Source organism: Acidiferrimicrobium sp. IK (genome assembly GCF_025499425.1).
Taxonomy (GTDB): Bacteria; Actinomycetota; Acidimicrobiia; order Acidimicrobiales; family Palsa-688; genus Acidiferrimicrobium.
The window spans coordinates 17,502-34,901 of sequence record NZ_JAIMCB010000022.1; the positions used below are offsets into that span (position 1 = coordinate 17,502).

Below are 17,400 nucleotides of genomic sequence, written 5' to 3' on the forward strand. Positions count from 1 at the left end.
CCCGCTTCAGCCGGCGTCGGCCAGGCCGGCCGGCTCGCCGCCCGACAGGTGACGGCGCAGCGCCGCCTCGGCTCGCCGACACTGGGTCCGGACCGCGGCGGGATTGCGTCCGTCGCGTCGGGCGGCGTCGGCGGCCGGGGTCCGCATCGCCCGCAGATCCCAGAGCACCGCGACCGCCGCAGGGGTCACGACCCGCTCCTCGACGGCGCGGCGGAGAAGGTCGACCACCTCGGCCCGCTCGCAGCCCTCCGGTGCCCGGGCGGCCATCCCAGGCCCGTCACCGTCACCGTCGGGGAGCGGGTCGGGCGGGCGCCGCCGGGTCCCGGAGCGGAGGCGGTCGCGGACCAGGTCACGGGCGCCGGCCGCGACGACCCGGTCCGGCCAGGCCACGGTGTGACCGGCCAGGGCCACGATCCGCTCCCAGCCCGCGGCCGCGGTCGCCTGGTCGATCTCGTCGGGGTCGGCCCTCCACGCACGGGTCAACCCGCCGGCCACTGCCCGTAGCGCCGGGATGACCGCGGCCATCGCCGCGTCGGCCGCCAGCCGATCGTCGCCGGCCAGCCGGAGCAGCGCGCTCAGCGCCGCTCGGGCCTCGAGCGGATCCGAGGTGCGGCACCGGGCGACAGCATCAGCGGCCCGACCGATCCCGGCCAACGCGGGCTCGCGGGCGGCCCACGTCGCGGCCGACGGTCCGGTAGCGGGCCGGCTGAGGCGCTGCTCCAGGTCGGCGGCGAGACGGGCGAACAGGGCAGGTGCGGTGGTCATGGGCGCCACGATGCGCCCCGACCCTTGACGCGATCCTTGACACAACCCTTGCCACACCAAAATCGTGCAGCCCGGTCCCGGAAGAGGAAAATACCTGCTCAGAGGCAGTGTCCTGGCGCCTGTCAAGGATCTTGGCAAGGTCCCCGACCCGCGGTTTCTCCGCAGCGGGGGCCCGGTCGGCGTCGAACCTGCCGCCCTGATGCCTTCGACAGCCGGGACCCCGTCCGGGCTCGCCGCCACGCTCGGCGCGTCCGCCAGCCGCCAGGTCGGGGCAGCCGCCTCAGAGGCCAACCGTCCCCCCGGAGGGGGGACGGGCGGCAGGGAGGGGGGCGGCAGCCGCACCACCAGCAGTGCACTGCGACGCCCGCTACGGGTGGCCTCTCCGACCGCCGGCGCAGCCGACATCCGCACCGGCGTCCGCACCTGCATCGGGTCGTATCGGCGGCAGGCTGCGGCCACGCAGGGTGGTGGTCGATCCCAGGGGTTCAGGGGCCGGCGCCGGGCTCACCGCCCTCGTTGGCCGCGGCACGGTCGGGGGCCGCCAGGGCCTTGCACCCTTGGGTGCCTATGTGTCGCTGCTGTCCTGGCCGTGCTTCCCACCGGGGGGCTTTCGCCTTGGGGCGACCTCAGGGGACCCTCGAGACGGCCGGAGCGTCGGAGTGGAAAGTCCGAGAAGCGGACCGGACACCGGGGAGATACTGGACCATGCTCGAGATACCTCCTCTCCCCGGCGGGACCATCCTGCTCGTCGAGGTCGGCTCCACCGCGCACGGCACGGGACTGCCCGGCGGCGAAGACCTCGATCAGCTCGGCGTAGTGGTCGAGTCGGCTGAAGAGGTCCTAGGGCTCGGCGAGACGGGGATGCGCTCGGTCATGCAACGCACCCAGCCGGAGGGCAGCAGGTCGGGGCCTGGTGACATCGACCGGACGCTCCACTCGCTCCGACGGTTCCTGCGCCTCGCCGGCTCCGGCAACCCCTCGATCTTGATGGCGTTATGGGCGCCGGTCTTCCACGCCACCGACCAAGGACGCCAGCTCCAGGCGCTCGGCCCTAAGTTCGTCGGCCGCCACATCGTCCCCCGCTACCGCGGCTACATGCGGGCGCAGGCCGAACGGCTGCTCGGTATCCGCGGGAGGGGACACGGTCAGCGAGGGGGCGGCGGCCGCCTAGAACTCATCGAAGAGTTCGGCTACGACACCAAGTACGCGATGCACTGCGCCCGCCTCGGCTTCCAGTGCCTCGAACTGCTGACAACCGGGCACCTCAACCTGCCGATCCAAGGCGAGCCGGCCCGATGGCTCCTCGACGTCCGCCATGGTCGAGTGCCCTTCGACGATTGGTGGCGTCGCAGCCTCGAACTCGACGCCACCCTCGCCACCTTCACCGACGACACCTCGATCCCGCCTGCCGTGGACCGGTCAGCGATCGAACGGTGGTCCGTCGACACCCACCTGCACGTCTGGGCAGACGCCCGGTGACTCCACCCTGGAGCTGCAGCCTTGCCGCGGCGTGCTAGCGCCGACCACCTCCATTCTTCTGGTAGAGGCGTTGGTGGCAGGGGGCCCGGGCTGTCGCCAATCGGGCGTCAGGGAGGTTGTCGCTAACCTCCGGGTGTGACCGAGGTTGCTGGGCTGGCGAACCCCATCCTCAACTCGCCGTACGACCCGCCTGGGGAGCACTTCGTTCTCGGTCCGAGCGGCCCCACGGGCGCCGTCAAGCCGGGGCGGCGGCCGAGCGAATCGTTCATCCCAGTGCCGGTTGGGCGGCGGCGCCGCGGTAATGCACCCGTCCTGAGGGACGACTCGGGCGAGCAGACGGGACTCGACTTCGACGTGACCGGCGAGCGTCGAGAGGTCAACTCGCTCATCAACGACATCCGCTCACGCGTGGACCGCTGGCGCGCCTACGGCTACCCGGGCGTCACACCCGTGACCCGCAAGCTCCTCCAGCACTGGGCCGACCCGACTCGAGACGACCGAATGCTCTTCTGTCAGAGGGAGGCAGCCGAGACGGCTATCTACCTGGCAGAGGCTGCCGGCCGGAAAGGCGAGCCCGACTTCCGGACCCGGATCGACGCCGAGAACCAGACCCACAACGACGGGCTGCCCCGGGTCGGGCTCAAGATGGCCACCGGCAGCGGCAAGACCGTCGTCATGGCCATGCTCATCGCCTGGCACACCGCCAACAAGGCGTTCAGTCCCCGCGACGCCCGCTTCACCAACCGGTTCCTGGTGGTCACTCCTGGCATCACCATCCGCGACCGGTTGCGGGTCATCCTGCCGGCCGACTCCGAGAACTACTACCGCCAGCGCGACCTTGTCCCCCCGGACCTGTGGCCCACCCTTGCCGACGCGTCCATCTCTATCGTCAACTACCACACCTTCCTTCTCCGCGACGCCAAGGAGATGCGCGGGGTCGCCGCGAACACTCGCAAGCTCCTCACCGCCGGCAAGTCCGTCGACCCGTTCAAGGAGACCGAACCCCAGATGGTCGAGCGGGTCCTGCGCGACCTGGCCGGCCGGGGCAAGGGTGAGATCGTTGTTCTCAACGACGAAGCCCACCACTGCTACCAGGACCGGCCCCTGGCCGCCGACACCGTCCTCGACGCCACCACCAAGGCGGAAGCCAAAGACCGCAACGAAGGCGCCCGCGTGTGGTTCCGTGGCATCCGGGCGGTTGCCCGAGCTGTCGGCGTCAAGGCGGTCTACGACCTGTCCGCCACCCCCTTCTACTTGGGCGGCTCGGGCTACCAGGAGGGCTACATCTTTCCCTGGGTAGTCAGCGACTTCTCCCTCATGGATGCCATCGAGTCCGGAATCGTCAAGGTCCCAAGAGTCCCCACCGACGACGACGCCGCCGGCGAGCAGCCCACCTACCTGGCCCTTTGGGACCACATCGGTGACCACCTGCCGAAGCGGGCTGGCCGCAAAGCCCAGTCTGACGCCGAATGGACGCCGCCGAAAGAGCTCCAAGGGGCCCTTGAGAGCCTGTATCGCAGCTACCAGCGCCGCTACGCCGAATGGCAGGCGACCCTCGAGGCCCGAGGCGAGCCGCCCCCGGTGTTCATCGTCGTGTGCCCCAACACCATCGTGTCCAAGCTGGTCTACGACTGGATCTCAGGCGTGGAGATCGAAGCCGCCGACGGCCGCGAGGTCCTCCGACCCGGAAAACTCGACCTGCTCTCCAACGTGGCGGACGGGCAATGGCTGCGTCGACCCCGCACCATCCTCATCGACTCCGCCCAGCTCGAATCCGGGCAAGCCATGAAGCAGGACTTCAAGGACGTCGCTGCCCGAGAGATCGACGTGTTCAAAGCGGAGTTCCGCCGCCGCAACCCCGGCGCCGATGTCGACAAGCTCACCGACGAGGACCTCCTCCGCGAGGTCATGAACACGGTGGGCAAAAAGGGCCGGCTGGGCGAGCACGTCCGAGCCGTTGTGTCAGTCTCCATGCTGACCGAGGGCTGGGACACCAACACCGTCAGCCACATCCTTGGTATCCGCCGCTTCGGTTCGCAGCTCCTCTGTGAACAGGTCGTCGGCCGAGGCCTGCGCCGCCGCAGCTACGCCCCCAACGACAACGGCCGGTTCGAGCCGGAGTACGCCGAGGTCTACGGCGTCCCGTTCGCGTTCTTGCCCAGCGAGAAGTCCATCGCCCCCGCCCCGCCGTCCCGACCGGCGATCGAGGTACGGGCTCTCGACGAACGCCTCCCGCTGCGGATCACCTTCCCCAAGGTCGACGGCTACCGCATCGAGGTTCCCGAGATGCCGGTCGCCTTCGACAAGACGGACACCTCGACGCTCCACGTCGACCGGGAGCTGGTCCCCACCTGGACCGAGACCTCGGGGCTCGCCGGCGGCTCGGACCGCCAGGAGCTGGAACGCATCCAGCACGCCCGCCCGCAGGAGGTCGCATACTCCGTCGCCGCGGACGTCCTCCGCCGGCACCTCCCCGGCCATGACGGCGCCCTCAAGCCGTGGCTGTTCCCGGCCATCGTCGACCTGACCAAGCAATGGCTCGACCCCGAATCGAAGCGGGTCACGTTCGCGCCCGGGACTCCGGTCGGGACCCTGCTGCTCGCCGAACCGTCCGCCCAGGCCGCCCAAGCACTCTTCTCCGCCATCGCCGGATATCCCGAGGCCCGCAACGAGATCCTCCGCCCGATCCTCCGTCGCTACGACGGGGAAGGGTCGACCGACACGGTCAGCTTCGTCACCCGCAAGGTCGTCATCGACGCCACTAAGTCCCACGTCAGCCACGTGGTCCTCGACGGCGCCAAGGGCAACAGCTGGGAGCAGACCCTCGCCGGCCTTCTCGAAGCCGACGACCGGGTGGCCGCCTACGTGAAGAACGACCACCTCGGCTTCACCATCCCCTACCTGTGGAAGGGCCGCAGCCACGACTACTGGCCCGACTTCCTCGTCCGACTGGTCGACCGGCCCGGCGACGAGCACACCCGAACCCTCGTCGTCGAAGTGTCCGGCGGCCGCAAGGACCAAGAGACCGCAGCGGTCAAAGCCCGCACTGCTCGCGACCAGTGGTGCACGGCGGTCAACAACCACGGCGGGTTCGGACGCTGGGGCTACGTCGAGATCACCAGCATGCTCGGCGCCGACATCGCCCTCAGCGACGCCATCGAAGCCCTCCGGGCCGACGCACCGATCACGGGCGACCCCGAACGAATCGACTACCTCACCGGAGGAACCTCCTGATGCCGCCGAAGAAGCCCTCGGGACCGACACCGGTCGAGGCCATCACCCACGCCGACAAGCGGGCCAACCTCCCCACCGCCGACGCCCAGGACCTGGTCAGCCCCGACATCGACGCGGATCTCACCGTCAGGTATCCCCGCAACCTCTCGACGCCGATGCTGGTGTGGCAGGGCAAGGAAGAGGCAGACCAAGACGACCTCACCACCGAGGCTCCCCCGATCTACATCCAGGAGAAGATCGACCCCCGGGCCATCATCGACGACCTCAAGAAGCACGGCGCTTCCAACCCCGCGGAGGCGCCGACACTCTTCGACAGCTTCGACGGTCTCACCGACCTCGACCTCGTCGAGTTCTACAAGCATGAGGCCAACTGGTCCAACCGCATGATCCTCGGCGACAGCCTCCAGGTCATGGCGAGCCTCGACAGCCGGGAACGGCTCCGAGGCAAGGTCCAGATGATCTACATGGACCCGCCGTACGGCATCAAGTTCGGGTCCAACTGGCAGGTCTCCACCCGCCGGCGTGACGTCCGCGACGGCAAGCTCGAGGACCTTCCCCGAGAGGTCGAACAGATCAAAGCGTTCCGTGACACGTGGGAGCTTGGGGTTTCATCCTATCTCTCGTATCTCAGGGATCGATTATTGGTATCCCGGGACCTCTTGGCAGAATCGGGGAGCGTCCTTGTCCAGATCGGGGACGAAAACGTGCACCGAGTACGGTGCCTCCTCGATGAGGTCTTTGGTCCTGAGAACTTTGTTAGCCAAATAACGTTCGGAAAAACTGCGACTACTACAGGCGAAGGTCTGGCGGCGACCGGAGATTTCATGCTCTGGTATGCAAGGTCTAAACCAGACATGAAATACCGTCAGCTTTATGCCACGAAAATAATAGGCGGCGCCGGGGGGAGCTTGTATGGCAGCGTACTTCTCGGAGACGGGACCCGGCGTCCGCTCAGACCGGAGGAGCGTGCGGACAGTAGTACCCTCCCCGAGGGGGCGCTGATTTTCGGACTCGATAACCTCACCTCGCCCCGTGTCAGAAGTAACCGTACGGGGTATTTTCCGGTTGAATTGGACGGCCGTTCGTTCTTGCCTGCGAAGGGTGAGTGGAAAACTCACGCTAGCGGTATGGCACGCCTGAAGGTAGCTGGACGTCTTAGTCGGAGTGGGACCGGACTTGGCTATCTGAGATTCGCTGATGATTTCCCGGTCTTCCCGCTCAGCAATATCTGGACAGATACTGTCGGTCAGAATCAATATGCGGGTGACAAGCTCTACGTTGTTCAGACCGCGTTGAGAGTCGTGCAGCGATGCATGCTGATGGCAACGGATCCCGGTGACCTCGTCCTTGATCCGACCTGCGGTTCAGGCTCGACTGCCTACGTCGCCGAACAGTGGGGCCGACGGTGGATCACCATTGACACCTCTCGAGTCGCGCTAGCTCTCGCACGCCAACGGGTCATGGGTGCTCGCTTCCCGTACTACCTCCTCCGGGACTCTCAGGAGGGTCGCAAGAAGGAGGTGGAGCTCAGTGCGACTCCGCCTCCGCCGGCTGAGGTTCACGGTGACATCCGCCAGGGCTTCGTGTACGAGCGAGTCCAGCACATCACCCTGAAGTCGATCGCCAACAACCCTGACATCGTCGATGGGATGTCTCGGGAGCAGATCGACGCAGCGATCAAGCGCCACGCTGAGTATGAGGAGCTGGTCGACAGGCCCTACGAGGACAAGCGCAAGGTCCGGGTGACCGGTCCGTTCACGGTGGAGAGCCTGTCACCGCACCGTTCGTTGGCGTTCGCGCCGAGCAGTGAGCCTGTCTCCGAGCGAGAAGCCGCCAAGGATCCTGACGCCCCGACCTTCGAGCAGACGATCCTCGACAACCTTCGAGCCGCCGGCGTGCAGAACGGTCGCAAGGCTGAGCGTCTGACCTTCGACGACGTTGAGTCCTACGCCGGGCTCCACATCCAAGCGGTGGGCACCCGGGAGGGGGACGGCGCTGGGCCGTCCCGAGTCGGCGTCTCCATCGGCCCGCAGTACGGCACCGTGTCCGCCAAGTTCGTCAAGGACGCGGCTCGAGAGGCCACCAAGGCGTCGGACATCGACCTGTTGTGCATCCTGGGCTTCGCCTTCGATCCCCAGGTGCTCGGCGCTGCCGAGGAGTTCGCCGCTACCGATGAGAGCTTCGACGTCGCCGCCGAGCGCAGCCTCGGGCGGGTCCCGGTCCTCCTGGTGCGGATGAACGCGGACCTGGTGATGGGGGAGGAGCTCAAGAAGACCGGCGCCGGCAACCTCTTCACCGTGTTCGGCGAGCCCGACATCACCCTCAGTCAGACCGATGACGGTCAGTTGACCGTCGAGATCCGAGGTGTCGACGTCTACGACCCGACCATTGGCGAGGTCCGCAGCGGCGGCACCGACCAGATTGCGTTGTGGATGATCGACACCGACTACGACGAGGAGTCGTTCTTCGTCCGGCACTGCTACTTCACGGGCGGTCAAGACCCCTACAAGCGGCTCAAGCAGGCCCTCAAGGCAGACATCGACGAGGAGGCCTGGTCGTCGCTGTATCAGACGGCCTCCCGGCCATTCCCGGCGCCGTCGACTGGGAAGATCGCCGTCAAGGTCATCAACGACTACGGCGACGAGGTGGTCAAGGTGCTTGATGTAGAGGCGACGCTCGCAAGGTGATCGCCTGCGACTTGCGGCCGAGGGGCGGTATGTCTCACCGGCGCGTCACGATGGTTCGGTGTCCATGCGTGTAGAAGTCGAACCCGAGATGCTGGTCTGGGCCCGCCAGCGATCCGGCCTGACCGTCGGAGACCTTGGGCACCGGTTTCCTAGGTTGGCGGACTGGGAGCGCGGTGAGCGGCTGCCGACATTGAAACAGTTGGAGAGCTACGCGCAGGCCACTCACACGCCGGTCGGATTTCTCTTCCTCTCTGAACCTCCAGCGGAGTCGATCCCGATCCCGGACTTCCGGACGATGGGCGACGTCGGGGTTCGGCGTGCGAGCCCGGACCTGTTGGAAACGATCTACCTCTGCGAGCAACGCCAGGAGTGGTATCGGGACTTCGCCCAGCTCAACGGCGAGGAGCCGGTTGCGGCCGTCGGGTCGTTGGACGTGGCTGTCCCGGTCGTTGACGCCGCCTCGGTCATGCGGTCTGCGCTTCGGTTCTCTGTCGGCGAGCGCGGCGGGTCGTGGTCCGATGCCTTTCGGCTGTTGGCCCAGCGGGCGGAGGATCTCGGGGTGCTCGTCATGGTGAGCGGGGTCGTGGGGAGCAACACCCATCGGAGGCTTGATCCTGCGGAGTTCCGAGGGTTCGCGTTGGTCGACGACCGGGCCCCGTTGGTGTTCTTGAACGGAGCGGACACCAAGGCGGCCCAGATCTTCACGCTCGTCCACGAGCTGGCGCACGTGTGGATCGGCGGGACGGCACTCGACGACATCGATCCGGCAGCGGAGCGAGGCGGGGCGACGGAGCGCTGGTGCAACCAGGTCGCGGCCGAGGTCTTGCTCCCACTGGCTGCGGGCCGGGACGACCTGCTGGCCGACGAGCCACTGACCGACAAGCTCGAACGGGTCGCCCGCCGCTACAAGGTCAGCACGCTTGTCGTGCTCCGCCGGGTCCATGACGCTGGCGGACTGACCTGGGACGCCTACCGGACTGCGTACCGAGCGGAGCTGGATCGGATCATGGGGATTGTCGAGGCACGCGGCGGCCGCAGCGGTGGGAACTTCTTCAACACCCAGCCGGCCCGGGTCAGCCGCCGGTTCGCTCGGGCGGTGGTCACCAGCACCCTCGAGGGGCAGACCCTGCATCGCGACGCGTTCCGGATGCTCGGTCTCAAGAAGGCGACCACCTTCCAGGAGATGGCTGCTCGTCTCGGGACGAGCTAATGGCCTACCTGCTGGACTCGAACGTCTTCATCCAGGCGAAGAACCTGCATTACGGCTTCGATTTCTGCCCGGCCTTCTGGGACTGGATCGACCAAGCGCACCAGGGCGGGCTCGTCTTCAGCGTCGACAGCGTGCGTACCGAGCTCATCGGTGGCGGCGATGAGCTGGCCGAGTGGGCCGCCGAGCGAGTGGCCGGCTTCTTCCTCGAGCCCGACCCTCCAACGGTGCCGAGCCTGCGGGCAGTGAGCGCCTGGGCCAGCGCCGGAGGCTATGACCCCGCGGCGGTATCGACGTTTCTTCAGGTCGCCGACTACTACCTCGTGGCCCAAGCGCATGCCCATGACCACACCGTCGTCACCCACGAGGTGGTCGCCAACACTCTCAGGCGGATCAAGATCCCCAACGCGTGCATCGGCGTGGGAGTGCGGTGCGTGACACCGTTCCAGATGCTGCGATCCGAGCACGCCCGGTTCGTCATCGGGGCGTGAAACCCCCGTCCCGACGAACCCCGCTCGGGCATCCTGCCTTCGGTCCGCTGCGCGGCGCTGGGCGGTCAAACGGCGGGTGCTACGTCCGAGCCGCCGCGCACACGGTCCGCACCTCGCATCGTCGGCACTGCGCTCCTGGCGAGGGAGTGAAGTCCCGGTCCCGCAACCGCTGCGTTGCTGAGCGCACGGTGTCCTCCGCTGCCTGCAAGGTCGCGGGTTGCACGTCGACGGGGTCCCGGGCGCCGGCCTTTAGGTCGTGGACGTAGGCGCCTCGGATGTCGAGTCCCTCGCGGCGTCCCGCGTCGGCGTACACCTGCAGCTGGAGGTCGTGGTCGTCGCCGGGCCGGGTGGAGGTCTTGTAGTCGAGGATGGCCAGGTTGGTTGCCACGCCGCCCTCATGGTCCAAGATGACATCGGCCCGGCCCAAGACGGTGACACCGTCGAGGTGCAGCTCGAAGGGCCGTTCGGTCTCCCACACCCGGTGTAGGTCGTCACCGTGACTGGTGCAGTACTCCACGATCAGTCGGCGAGCGGCGTCCTTCAGGAGGCGATGCGCCGGCTTGTTGGCTGTCGGGAGGAAGAAGCTACCGTCCAACAGACGCTCGATGTCCGCCGCTCCGGGCACCGCACCGGTGCGAGCGGTGTAGTCGGCCACGGTGCGCAGCGTGTGGTGGACGGCCTTGCCGTAGCCGAGCTCGGGGGCCAGGCGTGGCTTGAAGCCAAGCAGGGTCCGGAGCCGGTAGGCCATGGCGCAATCGAGGTACGCCGCCAGTTCGCTGTAGGTGATCTCGAGCGTCGTGTCGGCGACGGTCGTGGCCTCGGCCGTCGGTGCGGCGACGACGGCAGGGTCGAGGTCGTGGTCGTCGAGGGACAGGTAGTAGGGCGACGCAGCGACGGCCCGCGTGGTCACCCGCTCGTGACGGGACACCGACAGCCAATCCCGGGCTCGTGTCATGGCAACGTAGAACAGGCGTCGCTCGTCAGCGTCGCTCCCCTCGTACCGGGCGGCCGGGAAGAGATCGCGTGGCACGAGCCAATCCCCGACCGTGCCGGTCCTTCGGGACGGGAACCGCCCGGCGGTCATGGACGGCACGAACACTGCCGGCCACTCGAGGCCCTTCGCTCGGTGGACGGTGGTCAGGTCGATGGCGTCGAGGGCAACGTCGGCCTCCCCGTCGAAGCCCTCATAGGCGCCTTGGGCGTAGTTGACGATGTGGATGGCCAGGTTGCGGTAGTACCAGTCGCCACGGTCCTGCCCACCCACCTGCTCGCCTGGGGTGTCGACATCGACACGGGCGCGGCGACGGACCGATTCGTAGTCAGCGAGGAGTGCGGAGAAACGGGCCAGGGTGCCCAGACGGTTCACTTGCAGCGGATCGGTCAGGTCCCAGCGGCGAACACCCAACTCGCCGAGCAATTCGTAGAGCTCACCGACCAGATCTGCTGTGCGGTCCTTCGCCGGCACGGCGCCCCGCCATTCTCGGAGCAGCCGACGGAGGCGGTTGACTGCAGGGCCGTCCAGGTCGAAGACGTGGCGGTACTCCTCGAGCAGATCACCCTCGTGGAGCAACGCCCCTGGCCCGAACGCCGCCCTCCACTCGATGTCGGTCATCCACGCGAAGGTCTTGCCGAGCACTTGGGCTTCGGGCTGGTCGAACAGCCCGGTCCGCCCTCCGGGCTGGACCGGGACGTCGAACGAGTTGAACGCGTCGACCAGCGCCCGGTAGGCCGCCCGGCTCCGGACCAGGATCGCCATGTCCCGGTACGCGACGCCGTTGTCACGGGCGTCGAGGACCAGGTTGGTGATCCAGCCCGCTTCCTCCGCCTCGGTCTCTGCCCGCCATGCGACAACCTCCGAGGCGCCGCTCGGCGGCCGGGCTACGCCCATCGCTTTGTCGAGTCGCCCGGGGATCGTCGATGCGAAGCGGTTCGCAGCAGCGACGATGCCGGGGCGACTCCGACGGTTGGTGGTGATCTCGAAGGTCGCGACGTCGGGGTAGCGGTCAACGAAGGTGACGATGTTGCCGACGTCAGATCCGCGCCACTGGTAGATGGCCTGGTCGTCATCACCGACCACGCACAACGCCGTGTGGGGTCCGGTGAGAAGCCGGATGAGTCGCTCTTGTGCCGGGTTGACGTCTTGGTACTCGTCGACGATGAGATGTCGAAGCTCGGCATGGACTGCACCGGCCACCTGCTGGTCCCCGAGGGCCTCGACGGTCAGCGCGATCTGCTGGCCGTAGGTGAGCAGCCGGTACCGCTCCAGCGTGGCCAGGTATTCCGCCAGGACCGAACGGAAGGGTTCGGGCAGAGTTCTCGGGTCGAGCAGCTCGTTATCAACGATCTCGGCGCCGGCCAGGAACCGGCTGATGGATCCGAACAGCCGGTTGCGAGGATCGAGCTGCTTCAGGTTGAGCCGGGTTGCCTCCCGGGCCAAGAACGCCGTGACTTCGTGCTCGTCAAGGACGTCGTAGGTCTCGTAGCGGGGGACGACTTTCTGCAGAAGCCGGAAGCAGTAGGCGTGGATGGTCCCTACGAAGAGGGCACCGAGCTGATCCAGCACGGCGACGCCAAGCCGCTCCTCGGCCCGTTCGGCGATCCGCCGGCGTAACTCTGCGGCAGCGCGCTCGGTGAATGTGAACGCCACGATGCCAGCCGGCGCAACTCCGTCAGCCAACAGGCCCACCACGCGCTGCGACACCACCTCCGTTTTTCCTGAGCCGGCCGAGGCGATGATTTGCAGGTGCCCACCGCGGTAACGAACGGCGCCGAGCGCGTCCCCGTCCAGCACCGGCCCTCCCATCCCACCAGTATGCGCCAATCGGCTGCCGGTGAGTAGGAGTTAGGCAATAGCAAGGACCCGTGTCAGATGTCAGCGACGGCGTGGTCGCGTAAGTACTCCCGGAGGTAAGGGAGGGCGAAGTCGACGTAGCCGTGGCGGACGGGCTCGATGAGCTCAGCGGCGATGAGACGCAGCCGGTACTGGGACGCGTAGTTGACGTCGACGTCCAACCGGCGTTGGATGTCGGCCATCTTCGACGGGCCGTCGTCTTTGGCCATCGCTAGGAGAAATGACTTGTCGATGGTCGAGGCGTCTTTCAGCGCCGGCTCGTAGACGAGTGCCCCGAGCCGGCGGAGCGCACGCGCGACTCCTTCTGCAGCGTCTGCTGTCGAGATCGACCGTACCTTTGGGTGCAGACGCCAGGTCTGCGCCCCGACCAGCTGGATCAGGAACGGGTAGCCCCTGGTGCCTTCGACCATGATCTCGAGTGCTTCGGGGTCGATCCGCCGCCCGGATGCCTCGGTGGGCTCTTGGATCGCCCGGCGGACACCTTCCTTGCCGACGGATCCGAGCGCGTGGCGCTCTGCCCTGCGGAGGAACGTGAGGACGTTGTCGTTGACGACATCGCTCACCGCGGACGTGAGGCCTGCGCCGACGAATGCCAAGTTGCGCTCCTCTCGGAAGGCGTGCTGGACGGTTGTTGCCAGCTCTCGTAGCTCACCGATCTGGTCTCGGTGGATCTCGTCGAGGGTGATCAGCAGGCCGGTCTCGTTCCCGGCGAGGAGGTCGGTCAGCCGCTGGATCCGGTCTCGCAAGCTGGAGTCGGGCACGTGGGTGTCTTCCGTCTCCCAGGTCACTGCTCCAGAACTGAGAGGTCCGGTGATTCCGCTGATCCGACGCTTCACGGCGTCAGGATCGAGCTCGGCGAGGAGCCTGGGCAGGTGCTGGCGGGCGATGCGCTCCACGAATCCCGGCGACGCCGTCTCCGACACTACGAGCCACCCAAGCTGACGGGCTTGGGCCTCCACGGCGTTGAGCATCACGGTTTTACCCGCGCCGCGCGCGCCGGTGTAGAGGGTGGCCCTTCCCGCAGAACCAGGCCCGTCCTCCAGCGCCTCGACGAACTGCTCGATCAAGGGGTCTCTCCCGGCCAGCAGGGGCGGGCTGACCCCGAAGCTAGGCTTGAAGGGGTTGGCCACAGGATCGATCCTACCCCGGCTGGTTAGAGCGCTTTAGAGTTTTTAGAGGTCTTTAGATGCGCACCGCAGGCCACGAGACTTCGGCGATCCTCAGCGGTGGAGATCGGGGAGGCGGCCACGACGTGTACTTCGTCGACGGTGACGAGAAGTCCGCTACGGCGGGAGCGGGCGAACTCCCCTGCGGTTAGCGGCAGGCGTTTCAGGCGGTCATTCGGGTCGCTTTGGCGGAGCGGGACGCAGTCGGCTTGGCGTCGGCGCGCACCACGCCGAGGTTGACGGTGAGCTCCTTGTCGAGGTCACGCAGAAGCCGCCCGGTTCGACTCCACGCTCGAGTGGCCGCGCCCGGCAGCTTGTCCACGAGCGACCCCACGAGATCGTCGTCGGGGGTCGCCTGGTGGGTGAGTACCGGCCACCAAAACTCGCTGGACACGCCCCGCTCGATCTCGTTGAGGAGGACGGTCCTGCCGATGCCTCGATCGCCGATGCCGACGCCGACGCCGGCCTGGCGCAAGGCGGGGGACTGCGGTCCGGCTCGAAGTGGGGTGGCGCAGCGCCTCGTGGCCACCTACTTCCCGTTCGTGCAATTCCTCTCGGAGGTGGCCAGCGCCGGCGGGACTGCCCGTAGTCGGCCATCAGGTCGGCGATCGTGATCCTCGATTGATGGCGGCGGAGATCTGGCGGCGAGGCCGTCCACGTCAGCCAGGATCTGTAGCGGGCTGGCTTGGAGGTCGAGGGTGTGGGCAGTGATGGTGATCCCGGTGTTGCGGATGCGCCAGTGTCTCGATGCCTCGTTGCCCTTGGCGTAGACGAGGTGGCCCTGGTCGAGGAGGAGTGCGGTGGTGTAGGCGAGGAGCTGGTAGAGGTCGGCGTCGGGGAAGCCCCACGGCTTCTCGGGTTTGTACTTGGCGTCGATGACCGCGGCGGGGTGTCGGGTGATGTACCAGACCAGGTCCGGCCTCATCTTCACTTCGGATGCCTCGTCCAGGTAGTTCGGATCCTGGGCCGCGACGTTGCCTTCGATCGCTGCCAGGGCGATGCCGAGGGCGGCGGTGGCGAAGTCCTCGAAGACTTTGTACATGTCGACGAGGAAGCCTTGGAGGCGGATGCCACCGGGGCCGTGCTCGACGGCGCCGCCGGCGAGGATCAGCTCGGCCAGCCAGAGGGCGTCGTGGTAGCGGGCGTTGAGCCGGGTCGGCTGCCACGCCGGAAGACTCCCTCCTGAGGTCAGGGGAGTTACGTCGAGGTCGTGGCGCGGCCGACGGACGCGCAGCCGGGTGGCGGGGCCGACGCCGGGGAGGATGGCGAGCCGGTCGCTGGCGGCGCGCAGGATGCGGTTCTCGGCGATGTCGGTGGTGTGGTCGTCGTAGCGGACCAGGAGGGGGACAGCGATGCCGTACTGGCGGCGCAGCTGGTCGTCGGTCCGCAGGCGGCCTCGGAGGACCGGGCTGGCCTCGTCGACCTGGCGGTAGCCCTGGAGGAGGCCGGCGGCGATGGCTCGTTCGGCCTGGGTGGCGTAGGCGTCGGCGAGCAGCGGTACGAGTTCGCCGTCGGGCAGGTAGCTGACGAGGTCGCCGACCTGCCATCCCGGTTTCTTGGCGTACCCGAGCAGCCAGAGGAGCCTCGCCACGGGCACCTTCGGGCGCACCCAGACAGTGACACCGTCGAGGCGCACGACGCCCACCTTGCCGGCGTCACGGACCTCCCACCGGCCGGGCCCGAGCGGCGCTACTGCGCAGACCCCCGCTTCGGCCAAGCGGTAGGCGGTGCGTTCGTCGAGTTCGACGACTGCTGGTGGGCCGCCTCCTGGAGCCGGATGTCGCTCCCCGGGCCGGCGGGGTCAGTCGGCATTCCCGTCGTTTTCCCCGCCCCTTTCGGCTGGGGCGTGCTCGGGAGTCACGCCGACCGTCCGAAGGAGATCTTCGAGGGGGAACCGGTTGGCCACGCGTTCCACTCCCCGAAGAAGTGGTCCTGGAGCAGGGGAAGGATGGCGGTGCGCCAGATGCGGTGGAGTGGAGGGACGACCAGTTCCAGCGGTCACTGCACGCTCAGCGCGGTGGATCGAGGCTCAGATGGCGGCCGCCTCGGTGGACGCAGATTCCGCCGCCGGTGTGGTGCCGGCCCACGTGGCGCCCAGGCCGACCAGAGCGACCGCCGTGCACCCAGCGAAGAGCGGACCGTAGAGATCCCCCGAGCTGAGCACCGCCGCCACCCAGCACCCGCCGAGGGCGGAGCCGGCGAAGCGCAGCAGATTAAAGAGGCCTATCCCGGCGCCCAGCCTTCCGGCGGTGGAGCGGGTGGCCCCGGTGGCGGCTGGAGTCTGGACCATGGCCACCCCGCATCCGGCCATTACCAAGAGGGCGATCAGCGCCAGCGAGGCGTGAGCCGGATGATTGAGCAGGACTCCCAGCCCGGCCAAGGCTGCGGCCAGGATGGACAAGCCGAGGCGGATGGTGCGTCGAGGTCCGAAGACATCGATGGCCACGCCCGACAGGGGGGAGAGCACGGTCATGGTCGCCGGCAGGGCGAATAAGTACAAGCCGACCGCTGCGGGTGAGACGCCGCTGCCCGCTGCCAGGTTCAGCGGTACTGCAAGCATGACGGCGGCGAAGCAGAACATCTGGGCGATGACTGCTACTGAGCTGCGCAGGAACGACGGCTCCGACAACAACGACGGAGGAAGGAACGGTGGGTCGAAGCGGTGGCTGGCCCGCACGTACATGCCCATGGACACCAGGCCCGCCACCGCCATTGGGGCGCCAACAATCAGTGCCGTGCCGCCCACCGGAGCCATGGCCGCGGCCGAGAGCAACAGACCGGCTCCGAGCGTGATCGAGCTGGCGCCGCGCCACTCGATGGCGGACCGGCCCGGTGGGGTCTCGGGCACCAGCCGCAACGCCGCGATCAACCCGATGATCGCCACCGGCACGCTCGGCCAGAAGATGGCTCGCCACGATAACCATCCGGCCAACGCCCCCGACAGCAGCGGCGCGGTGGCCTGGCCCAGACCGTTGGCCGCTGACCACAGCCCGAGTCCTCGCCCCCGTCGCGCCGGGCCGTAGATCTGGGTGGTGAGGGCCATCACGTTGGGCAGAATGGCTGCCGTGGCCGCCCCCTGGATCACCCGGAATGCCACGAGCAGGGTCAGGTTGGGGGCTACGGCCGCTCCGGCCGAGCCCACGGCCAAAGCGGCCAGGGCCGCGCAGAAGACCCGTCGTCGGCCGAAGTGGTCGCCGGCCCAGCCGGTGACCGGCATCAGTGCCGCGAAGGTCACGTTGAACGACACCACCACCAGGAACCCCAGGGACAGGGGCACGTGCAGGCCGCCCATGATCTGCTTAAGCGGGACGTTGACGATGTTGTTGCTTAGTGTGCCGACGAACGAGCCGAGCAGCAGCGGGGTCTGCACGAGCCACTCCGCCCGGCGGGACCCGAACGATCCCGGTTGCAGCCCTCCGCGGTTCACCGGATCAGGTTGGAATCAACCCCCGGGCAAATCAACGAGCGTTCTGCACAAAACCGACGGACTCGATTAGCCACCCTGCCCTACCCGCGGTAG

At 67.8% G+C, this 17,400-nt stretch carries 12 protein-coding genes; 6 read left to right on the forward strand and 6 right to left on the reverse strand.

The genetic code is table 11. The features are described 5' to 3' along the window. Window positions 1–6: 6 nt before the first annotated feature. Window positions 7–765, reverse strand: a complete 759-nt coding sequence (locus K6U06_RS22840) for a hypothetical protein (protein WP_262324294.1) — start codon at window positions 763–765, stop codon at window positions 7–9. A 705-nt stretch (window positions 766–1,470) separates the two neighbouring features. On the opposite strand from K6U06_RS22840, the gene K6U06_RS22845 reads away from it, so the two are divergent. From K6U06_RS22845 to K6U06_RS22865, 5 genes are all read left to right on the forward strand, one after another. Next, on the forward strand, window positions 1,471–2,244 hold the full coding sequence (locus K6U06_RS22845) for a nucleotidyltransferase domain-containing protein (RefSeq protein WP_262324295.1): 774 nt from the start codon (window positions 1,471–1,473) through the stop codon (window positions 2,242–2,244). Window positions 2,245–2,379: 135 nt separating this feature from the next. Next, window positions 2,380–5,478 (forward strand): BPTD_3080 family restriction endonuclease, encoded by a 3,099-nt coding sequence (locus tag K6U06_RS22850; RefSeq protein ID WP_262324296.1) that lies wholly within the window; start codon window positions 2,380–2,382, stop codon window positions 5,476–5,478. Further along, the gene (locus K6U06_RS22855; protein WP_262324297.1) at window positions 5,478–8,165 is read left to right on the forward strand and encodes a site-specific DNA-methyltransferase; all 2,688 of its coding nucleotides are present in this window, start codon (window positions 5,478–5,480) and stop codon (window positions 8,163–8,165) included. Before K6U06_RS22850 ends, K6U06_RS22855 begins: the two co-directional genes overlap by 1 nt. Window positions 8,166–8,229: 64 nt before the next feature. Next, entirely contained in the window at window positions 8,230–9,375 is a 1,146-nt protein-coding gene (locus K6U06_RS22860) for a helix-turn-helix domain-containing protein (protein ID WP_262324321.1), read from the forward strand. Further along, window positions 9,375–9,863, forward strand: coding sequence for a DUF4411 family protein (locus tag K6U06_RS22865; RefSeq protein ID WP_262324298.1), 489 nt, complete (start codon window positions 9,375–9,377; stop codon window positions 9,861–9,863). Before K6U06_RS22860 ends, K6U06_RS22865 begins: the two co-directional genes overlap by 1 nt. 79 nt (window positions 9,864–9,942) lie before the next feature. Here the strand turns inward: K6U06_RS22865 and K6U06_RS22870 are convergent, their stop codons facing one another. Together K6U06_RS22870 and K6U06_RS22875 are read right to left on the reverse strand one after the other, a co-directional pair. Further along, a complete protein-coding gene (locus K6U06_RS22870; protein ID WP_262324299.1) occupies window positions 9,943–12,666 on the reverse strand; it encodes an ATP-dependent helicase in 2,724 nt (907 codons plus the stop codon). Window positions 12,667–12,728: 62 nt separating this feature from the next. Beyond that, window positions 12,729–13,844: an ATP-binding protein gene (locus K6U06_RS22875; protein ID WP_262324300.1), complete on the reverse strand. Its 1,116-nt coding sequence runs from the start codon at window positions 13,842–13,844 to the stop codon at window positions 12,729–12,731. Between the two features lie 56 nt (window positions 13,845–13,900). Between K6U06_RS22875 and K6U06_RS22880 the strand changes: the two genes are divergently transcribed. Continuing rightward, a complete protein-coding gene (locus K6U06_RS22880) occupies window positions 13,901–14,032 on the forward strand; it encodes a hypothetical protein (RefSeq protein ID WP_262324301.1) in 132 nt (43 codons plus the stop codon). An 11-nt stretch (window positions 14,033–14,043) separates the two neighbouring features. Here K6U06_RS22880 and K6U06_RS22885 read toward each other — a convergent pair whose 3' ends face one another. The 3 genes from K6U06_RS22885 to K6U06_RS22895 all read right to left on the reverse strand — a co-directional run bounded on the left by K6U06_RS22885 (window position 14,044) and on the right by K6U06_RS22895 (window position 17,307). Beyond that, window positions 14,044–14,409, reverse strand: a complete 366-nt coding sequence (locus K6U06_RS22885) for a hypothetical protein (protein ID WP_262324302.1) — start codon at window positions 14,407–14,409, stop codon at window positions 14,044–14,046. Further along, entirely contained in the window at window positions 14,410–15,597 is a 1,188-nt protein-coding gene (locus K6U06_RS22890; RefSeq protein WP_262324303.1) for an McrC family protein, read from the reverse strand. 312 nt (window positions 15,598–15,909) lie between these two features. Next, the gene (locus tag K6U06_RS22895) at window positions 15,910–17,307 is read right to left on the reverse strand and encodes an MFS transporter (protein ID WP_262324304.1); all 1,398 of its coding nucleotides are present in this window, start codon (window positions 17,305–17,307) and stop codon (window positions 15,910–15,912) included. Window positions 17,308–17,400 lie beyond the last annotated feature (93 nt).